General features: G+C 71.8%; 16 protein-coding genes and 2 pseudogenes. 9 read left to right on the top strand and 9 right to left on the bottom strand.

All coding sequences use genetic code 11. From position 1 onward, the window contains the following. Positions 1-824: 824 nt before the first annotated feature. Both ACZ6Z8_RS31715 and ACZ6Z8_RS31710 read left to right on the top strand, forming a co-directional pair. Positions 825-1,091 (top strand): annotated as a pseudogene (locus tag ACZ6Z8_RS31715) (muconolactone Delta-isomerase family protein); the annotation flags it as partial. Between the two features lie 69 nt (positions 1,092-1,160). Further along, positions 1,161-1,505, top strand: a complete 345-nt coding sequence (locus ACZ6Z8_RS31710) for a YybH family protein (RefSeq protein ID WP_465613486.1) — start codon at positions 1,161-1,163, stop codon at positions 1,503-1,505. A 108-nt stretch (positions 1,506-1,613) separates the two neighbouring features. On the opposite strand, the gene ACZ6Z8_RS31705 is transcribed toward ACZ6Z8_RS31710, so the two are convergent. From ACZ6Z8_RS31705 to ACZ6Z8_RS31690, 4 genes are all read right to left on the bottom strand, one after another. Then, on the bottom strand, positions 1,614-2,285 hold the full coding sequence (locus ACZ6Z8_RS31705; RefSeq protein ID WP_465613480.1) for a TetR/AcrR family transcriptional regulator: 672 nt from the start codon (positions 2,283-2,285) through the stop codon (positions 1,614-1,616). Further along, the gene (locus ACZ6Z8_RS31700) at positions 2,167-3,774 is read right to left on the bottom strand and encodes an MFS transporter (RefSeq protein WP_465613479.1); all 1,608 of its coding nucleotides are present in this window, start codon (positions 3,772-3,774) and stop codon (positions 2,167-2,169) included. Before ACZ6Z8_RS31700 ends, ACZ6Z8_RS31705 begins: the two co-directional genes overlap by 119 nt. A gap of 42 nt (positions 3,775-3,816) precedes the next feature. Beyond that, a complete protein-coding gene (locus ACZ6Z8_RS31695; RefSeq protein ID WP_465613478.1) occupies positions 3,817-4,377 on the bottom strand; it encodes a PaaI family thioesterase in 561 nt (186 codons plus the stop codon). A 190-nt stretch (positions 4,378-4,567) separates the two neighbouring features. Continuing rightward, the gene (locus ACZ6Z8_RS31690) at positions 4,568-4,993 is read right to left on the bottom strand and encodes a winged helix-turn-helix transcriptional regulator (protein ID WP_465613477.1); all 426 of its coding nucleotides are present in this window, start codon (positions 4,991-4,993) and stop codon (positions 4,568-4,570) included. A gap of 232 nt (positions 4,994-5,225) precedes the next feature. On the opposite strand from ACZ6Z8_RS31690, the gene ACZ6Z8_RS31685 reads away from it, so the two are divergent. Continuing rightward, on the top strand, positions 5,226-6,080 hold the full coding sequence (locus tag ACZ6Z8_RS31685) for a PhzF family phenazine biosynthesis protein (RefSeq protein ID WP_465613476.1): 855 nt from the start codon (positions 5,226-5,228) through the stop codon (positions 6,078-6,080). Between the two features lie 226 nt (positions 6,081-6,306). On the opposite strand, the gene ACZ6Z8_RS31680 is transcribed toward ACZ6Z8_RS31685, so the two are convergent. From ACZ6Z8_RS31680 to ACZ6Z8_RS31670, 3 genes are all read right to left on the bottom strand, one after another. Next, positions 6,307-7,056: an SDR family oxidoreductase gene (locus ACZ6Z8_RS31680; protein WP_465613475.1), complete on the bottom strand. Its 750-nt coding sequence runs from the start codon at positions 7,054-7,056 to the stop codon at positions 6,307-6,309. Positions 7,057-7,155: 99 nt separating this feature from the next. After that, on the bottom strand, positions 7,156-8,331 hold the full coding sequence (locus ACZ6Z8_RS31675; RefSeq protein WP_465613474.1) for an erythromycin esterase family protein: 1,176 nt from the start codon (positions 8,329-8,331) through the stop codon (positions 7,156-7,158). Beyond that, positions 8,328-8,915: an NADPH-dependent FMN reductase gene (locus ACZ6Z8_RS31670; protein WP_465613473.1), complete on the bottom strand. Its 588-nt coding sequence runs from the start codon at positions 8,913-8,915 to the stop codon at positions 8,328-8,330. The genes ACZ6Z8_RS31675 and ACZ6Z8_RS31670 overlap by 4 nt, the downstream gene beginning before the upstream one ends. Before the next feature lie 168 nt (positions 8,916-9,083). Between ACZ6Z8_RS31670 and ACZ6Z8_RS31665 the strand changes: the two genes are divergently transcribed. The 4 genes from ACZ6Z8_RS31665 (at position 9,084) to ACZ6Z8_RS31650 (ending at position 11,656) form a co-directional block, all read left to right on the top strand. Beyond that, positions 9,084-9,788, top strand: a complete 705-nt coding sequence (locus ACZ6Z8_RS31665) for a TetR/AcrR family transcriptional regulator (protein ID WP_465613472.1) — start codon at positions 9,084-9,086, stop codon at positions 9,786-9,788. Beyond that, positions 9,775-10,608, top strand: coding sequence for a hypothetical protein (locus tag ACZ6Z8_RS31660; protein WP_465613471.1), 834 nt, complete (start codon positions 9,775-9,777; stop codon positions 10,606-10,608). Before ACZ6Z8_RS31665 ends, ACZ6Z8_RS31660 begins: the two co-directional genes overlap by 14 nt. Before the next feature lie 157 nt (positions 10,609-10,765). Further along, a complete protein-coding gene (locus tag ACZ6Z8_RS31655; RefSeq protein ID WP_465613470.1) occupies positions 10,766-11,146 on the top strand; it encodes a hypothetical protein in 381 nt (126 codons plus the stop codon). 162 nt (positions 11,147-11,308) lie between these two features. Then, entirely contained in the window at positions 11,309-11,656 is a 348-nt protein-coding gene (locus ACZ6Z8_RS31650; protein WP_465613469.1) for a hypothetical protein, read from the top strand. A 96-nt stretch (positions 11,657-11,752) separates the two neighbouring features. On the opposite strand, the gene ACZ6Z8_RS31645 is transcribed toward ACZ6Z8_RS31650, so the two are convergent. Beyond that, positions 11,753-12,742 (bottom strand): alpha/beta fold hydrolase, encoded by a 990-nt coding sequence (locus ACZ6Z8_RS31645; RefSeq protein WP_465613468.1) that lies wholly within the window; start codon positions 12,740-12,742, stop codon positions 11,753-11,755. A gap of 178 nt (positions 12,743-12,920) precedes the next feature. Between ACZ6Z8_RS31645 and ACZ6Z8_RS31640 the strand changes: the two genes are divergently transcribed. Further along, positions 12,921-13,535 (top strand): helix-turn-helix domain-containing protein, encoded by a 615-nt coding sequence (locus tag ACZ6Z8_RS31640; RefSeq protein WP_465613485.1) that lies wholly within the window; start codon positions 12,921-12,923, stop codon positions 13,533-13,535. A gap of 226 nt (positions 13,536-13,761) precedes the next feature. Then, positions 13,762-13,965, top strand: a pseudogene (locus ACZ6Z8_RS31635) (helix-turn-helix domain-containing protein); the annotation flags it as partial. 262 nt (positions 13,966-14,227) lie between these two features. On the opposite strand, the gene ACZ6Z8_RS31630 reads toward ACZ6Z8_RS31635, so the two are convergent. Continuing rightward, positions 14,228-14,602: an aggregation-promoting factor C-terminal-like domain-containing protein gene (locus ACZ6Z8_RS31630; protein ID WP_465613467.1), complete on the bottom strand. Its 375-nt coding sequence runs from the start codon at positions 14,600-14,602 to the stop codon at positions 14,228-14,230. Positions 14,603-14,832 lie beyond the last annotated feature (230 nt).

Genomic DNA, 14,832 nt, shown 5'->3' with positions numbered 1-14,832 from the left:
AACGCCGCACGCAACATCCTGGCCGCCGGACGGGCGGACAGGCTAAACGCCTGTGGAGCGCGGGTAAGACCGGGACTCGTCCCGGCACAGCGCCGCGAAGCAGGAACCCACCGAGACGGTCAGACGACCGTGGCAGGAATCCCGGTCCTTTAGGGCCGGGAGGACGTCAATTCATCGCCCACGATCCCGTGCCGGACCTCGCCCGGATCACGGTTCCGCTCCTCGCGGTCACGGGCGGCGCCGATCTGCAGGTCCCACCGGGGGACGTGGACGCCATCGGCCGTCTGGTGCACGGTCCCTTCGAAGGGCACGTCCTGGCCGGCCTCAGCCACCTCTTCCGCCCGGACCCGCGATCCCTTGGCCCCAAGGGCTACCGGCGCGCCGTCCGGCAGCCGGTGAGCGCCCACGTCCTGGACCTGATCGGCGGATGGGTTGCCCGCCACTGGGGCACCCGTGGAGGCACCCCTGACGGATCCCCCTCCACGACGCAGGCATCGCCCGCCAGGTGAAGGGGAGTTGGGCGCAGCACCCCTGCTCCGGGCGCGGGGTGGCATCTGTGCAGCCCGGAGGGCCGACCAAGGCAGCCGGAAAATCCGAGTCGGGTCGGGTGGTGGCCTGCGGCGCCTGCAGATGGGCTCCGCCCGGCCGCCCGGCCGCCCGGCCGCCCGCCCCGCCCAGCCTGGCGGCCTGCCTGCCGAGCTGACGAGGCCGTCCGGGGTTTGCTCGTCAGGACCGCCCGACCTGGCCGGAGCAGACTGGGAAGAGGCGCGTCGGCCAACCGCGCGGCGGGCTCCCGTACGGCCGGCTCCCCGAAAGAGGTGATCATGGAATTCCTCGTCACGATGACCACCCACGTCCCGGACGGAACCTCGGAGCAGGCTGTCGAGGACATCCGCGCCCGCGAGGCCGTACGGGCACGTGAACTCGCGGCACAGGGACACCTGCTCCGCCTGTGGCGGCCTCCCCTGCGACCGGGCGAGTGGCGCAGCCTCGGGCTCTTCGCCGCCGACGACGGCGGCCGGCTCGACGAGGTCCTGGCCTCCATGCCGCTGCGCATCTGGCGCACCGACGAGGTCACCCCGCTCTCGCCCCACCCGAGCGACCCCGACCACGCCGGCGGCGCCACGACTCCGACGAGCAGCACAACGGACAACGGGAAGATCCTTCGTGACATCCTCGACGAGTGGAAGGCGGCGGTCGATGCGCACGAGCCCGAGCGGGCCGCCTCCTGCTTCGCCGAGGACGCGATCTTCCAGGGCCTCCATCCGTACACCGTCGGTCGTCGCGGCATCGCCGACTACTACGGCTCCCAGCCGCTCGGGATGACCGCCGACTACCGGATTCTCGAAACCAGGCAGCTGGCCGACGGCGTGGTGCTCGGCTACACGAGTGTCGACTTCTCGTTCACCGACCGGCCGACGCTCACGGTGAACCTGAGCCTGGTGGTCAAGCAGGCGGCCGACCGCTGGTACATCAGCCACTACCAGGTGTCCAAGCTCGGTTGACGGCGGCGGCCCGGCAGGTCGCCGCCACGCTCACGACCTGGCTGCCGTGGCCGTCCACGGGGCCGAGGCACGTCAGCAAAGCACCGACGCAGCGCCTCGTCGCTTCGCTCAGCGGTCCGCCGGGGTCCCGCCGCAGAGCAGGGGCTGTAGGAGCGGGACGTACAGGTCTGCGACCTCGTCGGGGTCCAGTCGGGTGAGCTGGTCGGCTTGGACTGTTGCGTAGAGGGCGCCGAGGCCGAGCAGCACGCCGACGGCCATCTCCGCTCGCAGCGGGGCGCTTGGGCCGGGGAGGCGGGCGGCGAGGGCGTCGATGACCTGCGCGCGGAAATTGGCTCGTGCCTGTCCGCCGAGCTCCAGGTGGTGGCGGGAGAAGGCGATGCGCAGGATCGGGTCGCGGGTCTGGCCGCGTTGGGTGGCGAGCAGGTGCAGGACCATGTGCCGGGCGAGGCGGTCCAGGGGTGCGTCGAAGAGGGCGGTGGCGTCGGCGTCGAAGGTGAAGACCTGGGTGAACAGGTTTTCCTTGGTGCCGTAGTACTTCATGACCAGTGCCGGACTGACGCCTGCGTCCTCGGCGATGGCGGCGATGGTGGTGTCGGCGTAGGCGTGGCGTGCGAAGGCACGGCGGGCTGCGGCGAGGATGTCCGCGCGGCGGGCGTCGGCATCACGCGGTCGCGTCGGCCGATTCGGGACCGGGTCGGCCGTCGGCGACGGTGCCGGCAGATTCCTGGACGACGGTCGCGGGCGGGCGCTGCGCGAGGAGGCGGGGCTCGGGTCGGGCATCGTGTTCAGTCTCCTGGAGGGGGAACGGCTCGGGTCGCGGTTGGCGCGGGACGAGGCAGGCGGCCGCGCAGGCCAGCAGCGCGACCGCGCCTGCCGCGGCGAAGGCCACGCGGTACCCCTCCAAGGTCGGCGCCGTCACGGCCACGCCCGCCGGGCCGGTGACCGGGCGGGTGTGCTGGGCCAGCACGGTGGCGACCACCGCGCTGCACAGGGCCTGCCCGATGGTGCGCATGAGGACGTTGAGGCCGTTCGCCGCGGCGGTCTGCTCCAACGGCACGGCCCGCATGATCAGCATGGGCAGGGCGGAGTAGGAGAGCGCCGTGCCGACCGATACCACGGCCGCGCCCGCGATGACCGCCCACAGTGACCGGCTGTCGGCGTAGCGCAGACCGTAGCCGGCCGCGATGACCACCGTGCCCAGGGCGAGGGTGGCCCTGGCCCCGCGGGCGGCGGACAGGCGGGCGGACACGGAAGCGCACACCACCATGATCACACCGCTGGGCAGTAGACAGGCACCCGCCGCCACCACCGAGAGCCCCAGGCCGTACCCGGTGGCCCGGGGCGCCTGGACCAGTTGCGCGGTGACGAGGGAGTTGGCGTAGAAGGCGAACCCGGCCAGCAACGCGGCCAGGTGCGGCAGCAGAACCGCCGGACGCATCGCGAGCCGCACGTCCACCAGCGGCCGCGGCGCGCGGCGCTGCTGGACGGTCCAACCCGCCAGGATCAGCAGCGCCGCCCCCGACATGCCCAGGAGCCGCCGACTGCCCCAGCCCCACTCACCCGCCTTGGACAACGCCAGGAGCAGGAGCACCAGCCCCGCACTCAGCCCGCACGCCCCGAGCAGGTCGAAACGCCCTGGTGACCGGACCGGCTCCTCCCGCAGCAGCCGCCACGCCAGGGCGAGCACTCCCGCCGAGAGCACCGTCATGGCCCAGAACATCGCGTGCCAGTCCGCGTACTGCACCAGCAGCGCGGCCAGCGGCAGGCCGAGAGCCGCGCCGATGCCCACCGTCGAACTCATCAGCGCCACCGCGGAGCCCGTCCGCTGCGGCGGCAGCAGCCCCCGCAGGAGACTGATCGACAGCGGCACCACCGCCGCGCCCACACCCTGCAGGGCCCGTCCCAGCAACAGCCACGGGAGGGTGGAGGCGAATGCGCACACCAGGGACCCGGCGGTGAGCGCCCCGAGCGCGAACAGCAGCATCCGCCGCTTGCCGTACATGTCTCCGGCACGCCCCAGCAGCGGCGTGGCGACCGCGCCGGTCAGCAGCGTGAGCGTGACCACCCATCCGACATCGACCGGCGTCGCGCCGGTCAGCCGGGGCAACTGCGGCAGCAGCGGCACGACCGCGGTCTGCACCAGCGTGGTGACGATGCCGCCGGCCGCCAGAACGGCCACGACGCCACGACCGACGGTCGCAGACGTCGGCGGATGCGGGTCAGCGGGCACAGCGGAACCTCCTCGAAGGTGAATGGCGTTCACCACCATAAGTGAACGCCATTCACCTCGCAAGGAGAGGGGGCGGTGGGCTCATCGGTTCAGGTCGGGGCCGGACGCGGTGTCGGTCGGCGGGTCGGCGGGCGCGGTGTCGGTCGGCGGGTCGGCGGGCGCGGGCCGGGACTTGGGGCGGATCATGCAGGTGCTCCTGCCGACCGCGCACAACCGCCGGTCCGCGTCGAGCGCGCGGCAGGTCGCCAGACCGCGGTTGCGGCCGAGGTGGACCACCTCCGCATCGACCGTCACCGGGCCGCCCGGTGCCGCCACCGGACGCAGGAAGTCGACGCTGAGATCGAGGGTGACGATGTCCTGCTCAGCAGGGACGGCCGACAGCACGGCGCACCCGAGGGCGGCGTCGATGACGGTCGAGAGGATGCCGCCGGCGAGAACGCCGAGGTGGTTGGCGAGGAAGTCGGGCGCCGGCATGGCGAACCGCACCCGGCCGGGTTCGGCGCTCTCCACGGTGATGCCGAGTACTTGCGCGACAGGTGGTGGAGCGATCTCGCCGCTGACGAGGCCTCGAAGGTACTGCAGGCCGCTCTGCTGCGGGTCGGTGGCGAAGAGCGGGCCCGGCTCCTTCCACCTGAGGATCACGGATCGATCTGTGGCGAATCCCTGCTGAGTCATGCCGCCCCTTCGGTCGAACGGTCGAGCCGATTCGCTTCGAATATCGAAGCGTTGCCGGCGGCCCGCGATGCTACCGCTTCGAAATTCGAAGCGGTAGGTGCCGAGGAGGATTCCGGGCTCGCTGCCGTCGCCCGAGGGCGCGCGAGCCGCGCTGGCGTCAGTCGGCGGTACCCCTCTCGGCCGCATCCTCGTCCGCGGTGTCGCGGTGGGAGGCGTGGGCGGCGTCCTGGTCATCGGTGCGGCGTGCCGGTTGCGGGTCGAGCGCTGCTGCCCAGCGTTTCGACCACTGGGCGAGGGGGTCGAGTGCGAGGCGGGCGTCCTGCCCCAGGGGAGTGAGCTCGTACCGGCTGTCGGGCAGTTGGCGCACGACGTGGGCGTCCGCCAGTTCGGTCAGGCGCTGCCGCATCACGCTGGAGGACATGTCGTCGCACTGCTTCTGCAGGGGGCGGAATCCAAGGGGGCCGCTGCGCAGCTCCCAGAGGATGCGCAGGCTCCAGCGCCGCCCGAACAGGTCGAGTGCGGCCATGAGTGGGCGGCCGCTGGTCGAGCCGCGAACAGGCTTGCCGGGCTTGGGAGTTGGCATGGCGTGAAGACCGGCTCTCCATGGTTGGTGCTTCGAATTCCGACACGCTACCATCGGCGAGCGCTTCGGAAATCGAAACGGAGGGGTTGTCGTGGCGAGCGGCCCGACCACCCGACTGTGCCGCAGCAGGCGAGCCTGGCGGCCACCGCGCTCAACGCCCACTCGGAGCTGGAGACGAGATGACCACGACACGCTTTCCCTCGGCGGTGGCACGGACCGCCGGCCCGGTGCCGTGCCCGCGGTAGCGATCGTCGCCGCGTGTCAGCGGCAGCGCGGGGGCGGCAGCCCGACCGCCGTGCTGGACGACGCGCCGTTGACGGATGAGGAGCGGTGCCGCATTCCCACCGAGCTGGGTACGTCGCACGCCGTCTTCCTCCGCGCGACCGGAACCGAGCACGGCCGGCCCTCGTACAGGCTCCGGTTCTTCACCGCCACGGGCGAACTGCCCGCCTGCGGGCACGGCACCGTCGCCGCCCTCGCCCTGCTCGCCGAACGCGAGGGCGCCGACGACTACCGCGCCGTCCTGCGCACGGCCCACCGCAGCTTCGACGGCCGGGCCGTCCGAGACGGTGACGGCCTGACGGCGTCGTTCGACCCGGGCCCCGTCAGCCTGCGCCACGCCGGGGGACCCGAACTGGAGGCGATCGCGGACGGCATCGGACTGGCCGGAGACGCGGTCGCCGGAGACGCAGTCGTGGCGTCGAACGGGCGGCCGAGGCTGCTGCTGCCCATTCGGTCCCGCGCCGTGCTGGCCGGACTCGTCCCGGACGTCACCCTGCTGCGCGGGGCCTGTGACCGCTACGGCCTGCTGGGCTGCTTCGCCTACTCGCTCCCCGACCGGCACGGCCGGGCGGCAGCCCGGATGTTCGCGCCGTCGATCGGCATCGCCGAGGACGTGGCGAACGCCAACAGCACGGCCTGCCTGGCCGCGTACACGGCCGGATCCGGGACCGGCCGCCTCACCGTCGACACGGGCGACCACCTCGGCTGTCCGTCCACCATCAACGCGACCGTTCACCACGACGGCCTGGAACGCCGCATCCTCGTCGGCGCCCGGGCGGCGGTCACGCGGACGGTCGCGTACTGAGGCCTGCGGTGCGCGGGAGCCGGTCGACCTGTCCGAGGAGAGCGTCACAGGCCCTGGGGGAAGATCCCGGGCAGTCGCCCCCGCCGGGCGGGCGGTTCGCGCCGCCCGCCCGGCGCCGGTCCGCGCAGCCGGTACCTCCCCTGCGAACGCCGGACCTTGCGCGACAAGGGCGCGAAGACCGTGGCCATGAAGTCACCGAGATGCCCGCCATGCCACGACGGGAGCACTACGGGGCGGAGGTCACGCTGACCGGCTCGAAGTGGAAGGCGTTGATGAAGCAGTCCCGGGGCTGCCGGATCGCGAAAGTGATGCAGTCGATCACCGATTGGGCGGTGAGGGGGCTGTGGGTGTCACGCGAGACGGAGTCCCACTCCGGAGCGAGGATGTCGCGGGAGCTGTCGAAGTCGGGCGGGAAGAGGGAGATGACCCGTACGCCGTGGGGTCGCAGGCGGCGGGAGAGCGCCTCGGTGAAGCCGCGCTGGGCGTTCTTGACGGCGTAGTACGCCTCGTGGGCCCTGGCGTGGTGGGCGCCGGGGAGACCGCAGGTGGAGACCAGGGTGACGACGTCGGGGCGCGGGGAAGCGAGGAGCAGGGGCAGCAGGTTCTTGGTGACCAGAATGGTTCCGGTGCCGCCCGAGGCGATCGTGTCGGCCACGTCCTCGTCGGAGGCCGACAGCAGGTCGGGGCCTTCGAGCCAGCGGGCGCCGTTGTTGACCAGGACGTCGATGCGGTCGGTGCGCTCGCCGAGTTCGTCGGCGAAGGAACGGATCGAGGCGGGGACGGACAGGTCGCAGGCGAAGGCGTGAACCTGCTGGTGGCCGCGGTCCCGGATCTCTCGACGGGTGGCCTCGGCCGCTGCCGAAGTACGGGCGGCGAGGAAGAGTTCGGCGCCCAGGCCGGCGAAGTGGTGGGCCAGGGCACGGCCGAAGTCGCGTCCCGCCCCCGTGATGACGATGCGGTGGCCGGTGAGGTCCATGAACTGCTCCTTCCGGTCGGCGGGGTGGGTGGTGTGGTGTGGGCAGCGGGACGCGGTTGCCGCTTCTCGCCGGGACGTGCGCGGGGCGGCCGTCCACGCTCAGGACAGCCGGTCCACCGGGCTCGTGCTGCGGACCTGGACCAGCACGTCGAACGCGTCGGCGAGGGAATCGACGGAGAGGTACTCGCGGGAGTCGCGGGACGGTTCGTAGACGCCGCTGATGACCCGTGCCTTCGCCGGTCCGTGCCACTGCGGGCAGGCGCCGTGACGCAGGTCCAGCCAGCAGGAGGCAAGTCCGGCTCCGCCGAGCCGTGCGTCGAGCAGTTCGGGAGCCGGGGCCGGCACGGTGGCGACGCCGAGGTCCCCGTGGTGGAAACCGATCGCCACGGAGAGGTACCGCGACCCGTACCGCTCGCGCAGGAGGCTGCCGACGGTGGGCTGTGGACCGCGCTCGGGCGCCAGTCCGAGCGTGACCGGTGCCGCGCAGGTGTGGGCGATGCCGTCCCAGAAGGCGACAGGCCGACCGCTTCGCTCGTGGTCGATGACGGTCTCGGCCCAGTCGGCGGCCTCGCCGGCGTAGCTACCGCGCCCTGCGACGCTGCGCTGGTGGAAGTCGAGGATCCGGCGCATCCGGGCCAGGGCGTCGCCGTCGGCGGCGTTCCCGGTCAGCGACTCGACCAGCGTGAGCGCGTCGCGGGCGTGGTCGGCGAACGGGCGCCCCGGATGCGTGCCGCGGGCGCGCTGCACGTGTTCGTCGGTGTCGTGCGCGGTCCGGATCGGGTCCAGGTGGGATTCCAGCTGGGTCAGCCGTTCCGGTGCCGTGCGGGCGACGTGGGCGAGGACGGCGTCGTAGTCGTCGGGGTGCGCCTGGGCGGGCTTGACGCCGAAGATCCGGACGGGGTCGTCGGGGTGGTCCAGGTTGAACGCCCGGATCCATTGCAGCGCCGCCACCATCTGACCCGTGCGCCACGGGCGCCAGGAACCGTCGAGGGCGGACGCAGCCGAGCCCGCTCCCCCTCGTACGTACCGGTCGAGGTCGGCGGCGGCGTCGGCGGAGTCCTGCACGGCCAGCGTCCGGAAGCCGTGGTTGCGGACCAGGCGGCGGAAGAGTTGGTCCCGGATCTCGAAGGTCTCGCGTGAGAAGCGGGTGGACTCGCCGAGACCGACGACGGCCGCGCCGGCGGCCGTCGCGGCCAGTTCGTCGAGCGCGGACTCCGTGAGGGGGCCGGCCGGACCGGTGTCCGTAGGGTCGGTGTCCGTAGGGTGTCCGGTCATGTCAGGGCTCCTTCGCGGACGGTGCGCAGCGCCCGGGACCAGACGATGACGTCGTCCAGCAGTTCGGTGAGGGTCTTGCCCTGGTGCGGGCCCGGGGTGAAGGCGCCCGGCTCGGCCGGGTCGCCGAGCGTGAAGTCGTTGAAGAGGGACAGGACGACCTGGGTGCGAACCGTGGCGACCCGCAGTTCGGCCAGAATCAGCCGGAGGTGTTCGGCGGCGCGGGTGCCGCCGTGCAAGCCGTAGCTGACGATGCCGGCCGCCTTGTCGTTCCACTCCGCGTACAGGAAGTCCAGCGCGTTCTTCAGTGCACCGGGGACGGAGTGGTTGTACTCGGGGGTCACGAAGACGAACCCGTCGAAGTCGGCGATGGTCTCGGCCCAGCTGACCGTGTGCTCCTTGGCGTACTGGCGGAACAGAGCGGGGCGTTCCTCGTCCAGGAGCGGCAGTGGGTGGTCGGCCAGGTCCACGATCTCGAACCGCGCCTCCGGGCGCTCGCGGCCGGCGGCCTCGGCGACCCACTCGGCGACCATCCGGCCGCGGCGGCCGGGTCGGGTGGACCCGACGATGACTGCGATCTTGAGCATGTTCCCCTCGCTTCGTGACGTGCCCGGACGCTCCGGTGGTGACGGAGTCGGCTGGGCTGATGGCGGCACGGACCGTTCCGTTTCGCGCTGCGGCACCGAGGATGCAGCGCGCCTGACGACCTGTCAAGACGGAACGATCCGTGCCGCCGGTGCGGTAGGCTCACGACCATGTCTTCTCGTCGTCCCGACCGCCGCAGCGAGCAAGCCGCCAAGTCCGTGCTCCGGGCCGCGCTGGACCTGTGCCAGGAGATCGGCTACGCGAAGCTCAGCATCGAGGGCATCGCCTCCCGTGCCGGCGTCGGCAAGAACACCATCTACCGCTGGTGGCCCTCCAAGGGAGCCGTCCTGCTGGACGGTCTGCTGGGGATCTGGGGCCAGTCCGCGCCCTTCCCCGACACCGGTGACGTGGTGGCCGACCTCAAGGCGCAGATGAAGGCGGCAGCGCGTAACCTCGCCACCTCACCGGTGGGCGAGCACTACCGCGCCCTCATCGGCGAGGCGCAGCACGACCCCGCCCTCGCGGAGGCCCTGCGGGAGCGTCTCATCCGGCCCATGATGGTTCGGGCCGCAGAGCGCATCGAACTCGCCCAACAGCGGGGCCAGATCCGCGCGGACGTCGACGTCGAGCTTGCCACCGAGCTGCTGTACGGCCCGGTCTACCACCGCTGGCTGCTCACCCAGCGCGCGCCAGAGGCAGTCCGCATCGACACCCTCGTCGACACCGCCTTCGCCGGTCTGGGCGGCGCGCCGTGCAACGGGGCTGGTCCCGACCCCCATCCGGACACCCGGCCCGCAACCGGCGACCATGAGGCCGGCTCCGTGGGTGCCGGCGCACCGCCGCGGGATCACCAAGGAAGCGATGACCGGAACTGACGTCCCCTCAGAGAACCTGTGGCGGAACGGATTCCGGTGGCCGCCTTCGCTGGTCGTAGTTTGCAGGACAACTGACGTATCATCGAACGATCTTGAAAATTCGCTCGATCGTCGGCATCTTGTGCGGGTGCGGATGCCCGGGCGGGCGATCAACGCGAACAGGGGATTTCACATGGCCGGACGGGTTGTTGCCGCAGCGCAGGGGCTGGGCGTGGGTATGGCATCGATCCTGCTGGCGGGTGCGCTGAGCTCCTGCAGCTCCAGCCCGGCCGCCGGCCCGTCAGCCGCTGCGGTGCCGCAGAAGTGGGTGGACTTCCCGAGCGTGCTCGCCGATGAGGACGCGCTCAAGAAGACCCTTCCGGACCCAGCGTCCATGCCCGGCTGGACGGCCCACCACAAGGAGGTCAACCAGGCGGTCAGCCAGGTCAGCGAGGAGGACGGCGACGACTGTCCCGGCTGCAAGCTCGACGGCAACGCTGACTTCGTGGCCGGTACCGCGAAGGCCTCGTTCAAGATCACCACCTTCGCCACCGCGGCGGAGGCGAGCAGTTACCTCGCGACGAGCGTGAAGAAGTACGGGAAGAACGCCTCCCCGCTGTCCGTCGGGATGGTCGGCAACGAAACCACCGCCTACAGCGGCACGTTCAGCAGCAGCACCGGCAACCTCCTTCTCATGCGGGTGGGTACCACGTTCGCAGGCGTCCTGGTCACGGGACCGTCGGACGTTCCCAAGCTGCAGAAGATGGCAGTCATGCTCGCCCGGCGAATCGAGCAAACCGCCGCCGGCCAGAGCGCCAACGCCGCCCTCGACACCGTGTGACCGCCCGGGACTGTCGGGCGCCCCGGAGCGCGGCGTAGGCGGCGGGGACACGGTGGCGCGTGCGAGCCACGGAGAGAAGTAGCTCTCCCTCCACCCGCATTCCGGACAGGCCCAACCAAAGGTCCAGACAACCCCGCATGCGACGCTCGCCGGCGGGGTGGTGGGGCCTGCCGGCGCCGTCCAGGCCCGGCTCCTGGCCCTCCTTGCCCGGCAGGCCGAAGGCTGGCCCGCCACGGCCGGTGGGCCGGTGTGGCAAGCTGGCACGATGTTCCCGCCCCAGCCCGCGCCGCGTGATACGGCGATTGTCGATCTGCTCCAGGAACGGGACGGACTGTCGACGGAGGTCGTCCTGCGGGATGGCATGCGGCTGGTGGTCCTCAACAGTGCCTGCGGATACGACATCGGGGATGAGTACGCGCACGTGACGACCAACGTCAGCCCGTTCGTCGAGGACGAAGAGATCGGATTCTTCTTCACCTCGGACGTCGCCGTCATCGCTGACCCTTCGACCGGCGAGATCCTGCTGCGAACGCCCTGACCCGCTTACCCGGCGCTGAACAGGCATGCGCCGGGACCGTCTTCGGCTGGTGGTGCCGGGCCGCCGCCGCGTCGTGTGGGTGGAGATCACTGGGTACCTGATCCGTCCCGACTGAGTAGTCGCGCTCATGTGCGGTCCGGTTCGACACGGTGGAATCGGCGTATGGACACCATCCCGGCCGAATCCGCATCGTCACCGCACGACCGTGACGCGTGGAAGTTTCCGCTCGTCGCGACGGTTCTGCTGCCGCTCTGCCAGATCCTCTACTGGTACTTCGCCCTGGTGCGCGCGGTCGAGGTCGACCAGTGCACTCCACGAGGTGCCTGCGGGCGGGACTGGGGCCTGCAGTACGACGCTGCCCACGGCCTGATGGGCGCACAGTTGGTGCTCATCGTGGCTGCCTGGGTCCTGCCGCCCCGGATGCGCTGGGCTCCATGGCGCTTCGTCGCAGCCGCCGTGAGCGTGATGTGTGGCCTGGCATGCAGTGCGGTGATCCAGAACTTCGGCTGATGGCGCCCTCCAGCGCCTGACAGCGGAGGTGGTGCGGCCGGTTCGGTGTCGGCCGGTCGGCCGGTCGGCCGACGGAACCCAGGCGTCCCGTGCGGTTCAGCCCGGGAGGGTGGCGAGCCAGTCGGTCAGCAGGCGGTTGACCTCGTCGGGGCGCTCCTGCTGGATCCAGTGGCCGCAAGCCTCCAGCAGATGGCAGGCCGACAGGCCGGGGAGGGTGGTGGGGTAGGCGTCGATGGCATCGGACATCCACGTGGTGGAGGCGTCCAGGGCGCCGCCGATGAACAGGGACGGCTGCTCGATCGGGGCTCCGCGGTACGGGGCGAGTTCTTCCCAGTCGCGGTCCATGTTGCGGTAGCGGTTGAGGGCACCGGTCAGACCGGTGCGCTCGAACTCCCCGGCGTAGACGTCGAGTTCGTCCTTGCTCAGCCAGGCCGGCAGGACCCCCGTGGGGAAGCGGTCGCGCAGTCGGCCACCGCCGCGGGTGACGAAGTGCGGGTCGGGCTCACTCGGGGCCGGCATGGTGTCGGCGGACAGGGCCGCGTAGAAGCCCGCGAGCCAGCCCCGGACGTCGGGCTCGATCTCCGCCTCGGCGCGGCCGGGCTCCTGGAAGTAGGAGACGTAGAACTCCTGCTCGGGGCCGCCGATCCGGCCGAAGACATCGGTGGGGCGGGGGCCGCCGAGCGGCGCGTAGGGGACGCTCAGCAGGGCGACGGCGCGGAAGACCTCGGGATGGAGCAGGGCGGAGGCGGAGGCGATGTTGGAGCCCCAGTCGTGGCCGACGACCACTGCGCTGTCCTCGCCGAGGGCGCGCACGACGGCGACGTTGTCCTCCACCAGATCGAGCATCCGGTAGGCACCGGTCGCCTCCGGCTTGGAGGAACGGCCGTAGCCCCGCACGTCGATCGCCACCGCCCGGTACCCCGCCGCCGCCAGAGCCGGGAGCTGGCGGCGCCAGGAGTACCAGGACTCGGGGAAGCCGTGCACGAGGAGGACCAGCGGGCCGGCGCCCTGCTCGACCAGGTGCAGGCGCCCGGCCGGAGCCTCGACGGTGCGGTGGCGGACCTCGGCGGACGGCTCGGACTGCATGGGGCTGCTCCTGGGTTCGCGGGTGGACGTGGCTGCCCGTCGATCATGCGACGCGGCCGCCGTCCGGCGCGACTACCCTTGCCATTCTGGCAAAGTCGCAGGACAGCCCGATAGAGCGCCGCGTTGGAAGGGGGCAGGAAGGGTGACGAGCGAGGACGTGGCCGCCGCGCTGGCGGCGATGGGCCCCCGGCTGCGGGCCGCGCGCGAGCAGCGCGGCGTCACGCTCACCGGGGTCAGCTGCGCGACGGGCATTTCCCCGAGCACGCTGTCCCGGATCGAGACCGGCCGGCGCAAGCCGACGCTGGAGGTGCTGCTGCAACTGTCGAAGGAGTACGGCGTCTCCCTGGACGAACTGGCCGGCACCGCCCCCGCCCCCGCGGCCGAGCCGCCCGCCAGGGCGCCGCTGAGCTTCGGCGACGACAAGGCGGTGCTACCGCTGACCCGGTACGTCGGCGGCCTGCACGCCCACAAGCACGTCCTGCCCGCCGTCGAGGACCCGCCCGCGCGGCCCCGTCAGGTCTCCCACGACGGCTATGAGTGGCTGTGCGTCCTGTACGGGCGGCTGCGGCTCGCGCTCGGCGACCAGGACCTCGTCCTGACCGCCGGGGACGTTGCCGAGTTCGACACCCGCACCCCGCACGGGGTGGCGAACGCCGGCTCCGGCGGGCCCGTCGAGTACCTGATCATGTTCGGACCCCAGGGCGAGCGCCTGCGACCGCGCACCCCTCCGCCCGTCGGCCGCGGGAACCGTCGGCCGGATGGCGACCGGACCGGCCACGGAACGCCTCCGTGATTCCGAGCCACCGGACCGTGCCGCATGCCGGGCATGGGCACCTGCCTGCCCATGCCCGTGCCCGGCAACGGCCGCCCTCCTCGCCGACCCCGCACAAGTCGGCCAGTACCCGCTGCCCGGCCGCATCCAGCGAAACCTTGGCATCCGCCCGCAGCGCCCCGCTCCCGCGCCGCGGGCGATGACCGCACCAGCAGGCGCGTCGAAACAAGCATGACCTTGGGCAGGGTGCCGCCGGTCGCCGCGCTGCCTGGAGAAACTCGCCGCGTACCTGGACCAGGGCCCGGCCGCGCACGGCTGGGTGGAGGACCAGGTGTGGACGGCCTCGCGGGTGGCCACGTTGATCGGGCGGAAGGTCCACGTCTCGTACAGCGTCTCAGGCGCCACCAGGCTGATGCACCGGCTCGGCTTCAGCCCCCAGGTCCCGGCGCGGACCAGCCATCCACACGGCCGCGGCCCGCGTCGACCCGCAGTTGCCGCCCGATCGCGGGCTGGTCAGCGGGGCAAGTGGCGGGCCGTGTGGGGGTGGGAAGACCAAGGCGGAGGATCCGGTGGGCAGTGCGCCGACGTGCCGATGGCGGGGAAACGCCACGAGGGCCTGTGCCCGCACGCTTGTGCGGGCACAGGCCCTCGTGGTCACCTCGGTGGCCCCTGTCCGACCCCGAGGCACGGGGGGAGGAGACGATGTGGTCGGCTCAGTACCAGTGGTGGGTCTGCCAGAAGGACCAGGCGGCGTTGGGGCTGCCGTAGCGGGTGTTCATGTAGTCCAGCGTCCACTTGATCTGGGTGGCCGGGTTGGTCTTCCAGTCCGCGCCGGCGGAGGCCATCTTGGAGGCCGGCAGCGCCTGGCCCAGCCCGTAGGAGCCCGAGCTCGGGTTGGTCGCGGTCACGTTCCAGCCGGATTCGTGCGACACGATCTGGCTGAACGAGGCCAGCTGGTCCGCCGGGACGATCTGGGCGGCGATGGCCTGCGGGGAGGCGTCCGCGGCCGAGGCCATGGTGGGGACCACGGCGGCACCCAGGGCGGTCACACCGGCGGCGCCGGCAAGAATCGCGGCAGAGGTACGCATACGGAGCTTGAAAGCGGGCATGTAGAGCAAGACCTCAATCGGGTTGGGCCGGGTCGCGTCCCGTCCTGGACCGTGGCCGGACAGGGGCCATGACGGTCGCGGGACGTGACTCGGCGGTAAGCCGTTCACCGGCGGGACAGGAGCCGGTGTGACTGACGACGAATGCCAAGTTGCCAGACCGGATCGGCGCTCGCCAAGACCCCCTTCTTACGATCCGCAGTCGTAGCCGG

The sequence above is a fragment of the Kitasatospora sp. NPDC101108 genome, assembly GCF_055584725.1.
This window is presented reverse-complemented; position numbering and strand designations above follow the sequence as displayed.

Coding starts and splice junctions, on each gene's coding strand:
- ACZ6Z8_RS31640 (WP_465613485.1), top strand. CDS start 12,921: ATGGGCCCCCGGCTGCGGGCCGCGCGCGAGCAGCGCGGCGTCACGCTC.
- ACZ6Z8_RS31705 (WP_465613480.1), bottom strand. CDS start 2,285: ATGCCCGACCCGAGCCCCGCCTCCTCGCGCAGCGCCCGCCCGCGACCG.
- ACZ6Z8_RS31660 (WP_465613471.1), top strand. CDS start 9,775: ATGACCGGAACTGACGTCCCCTCAGAGAACCTGTGGCGGAACGGATTC.
- ACZ6Z8_RS31630 (WP_465613467.1), bottom strand. CDS start 14,602: ATGCGTACCTCTGCCGCGATTCTTGCCGGCGCCGCCGGTGTGACCGCC.
- ACZ6Z8_RS31680 (WP_465613475.1), bottom strand. CDS start 7,056: ATGGACCTCACCGGCCACCGCATCGTCATCACGGGGGCGGGACGCGAC.
- ACZ6Z8_RS31670 (WP_465613473.1), bottom strand. CDS start 8,915: ATGCTCAAGATCGCAGTCATCGTCGGGTCCACCCGACCCGGCCGCCGC.
- ACZ6Z8_RS31675 (WP_465613474.1), bottom strand. CDS start 8,331: ATGACCGGACACCCTACGGACACCGACCCTACGGACACCGGTCCGGCC.
- ACZ6Z8_RS31700 (WP_465613479.1), bottom strand. CDS start 3,774: ATGGTGGTGAACGCCATTCACCTTCGAGGAGGTTCCGCTGTGCCCGCT.
- ACZ6Z8_RS31645 (WP_465613468.1), bottom strand. CDS start 12,742: ATGCAGTCCGAGCCGTCCGCCGAGGTCCGCCACCGCACCGTCGAGGCT.
- ACZ6Z8_RS31650 (WP_465613469.1), top strand. CDS start 11,309: ATGGACACCATCCCGGCCGAATCCGCATCGTCACCGCACGACCGTGAC.
- ACZ6Z8_RS31690 (WP_465613477.1), bottom strand. CDS start 4,993: ATGCCAACTCCCAAGCCCGGCAAGCCTGTTCGCGGCTCGACCAGCGGC.
- ACZ6Z8_RS31665 (WP_465613472.1), top strand. CDS start 9,084: ATGTCTTCTCGTCGTCCCGACCGCCGCAGCGAGCAAGCCGCCAAGTCC.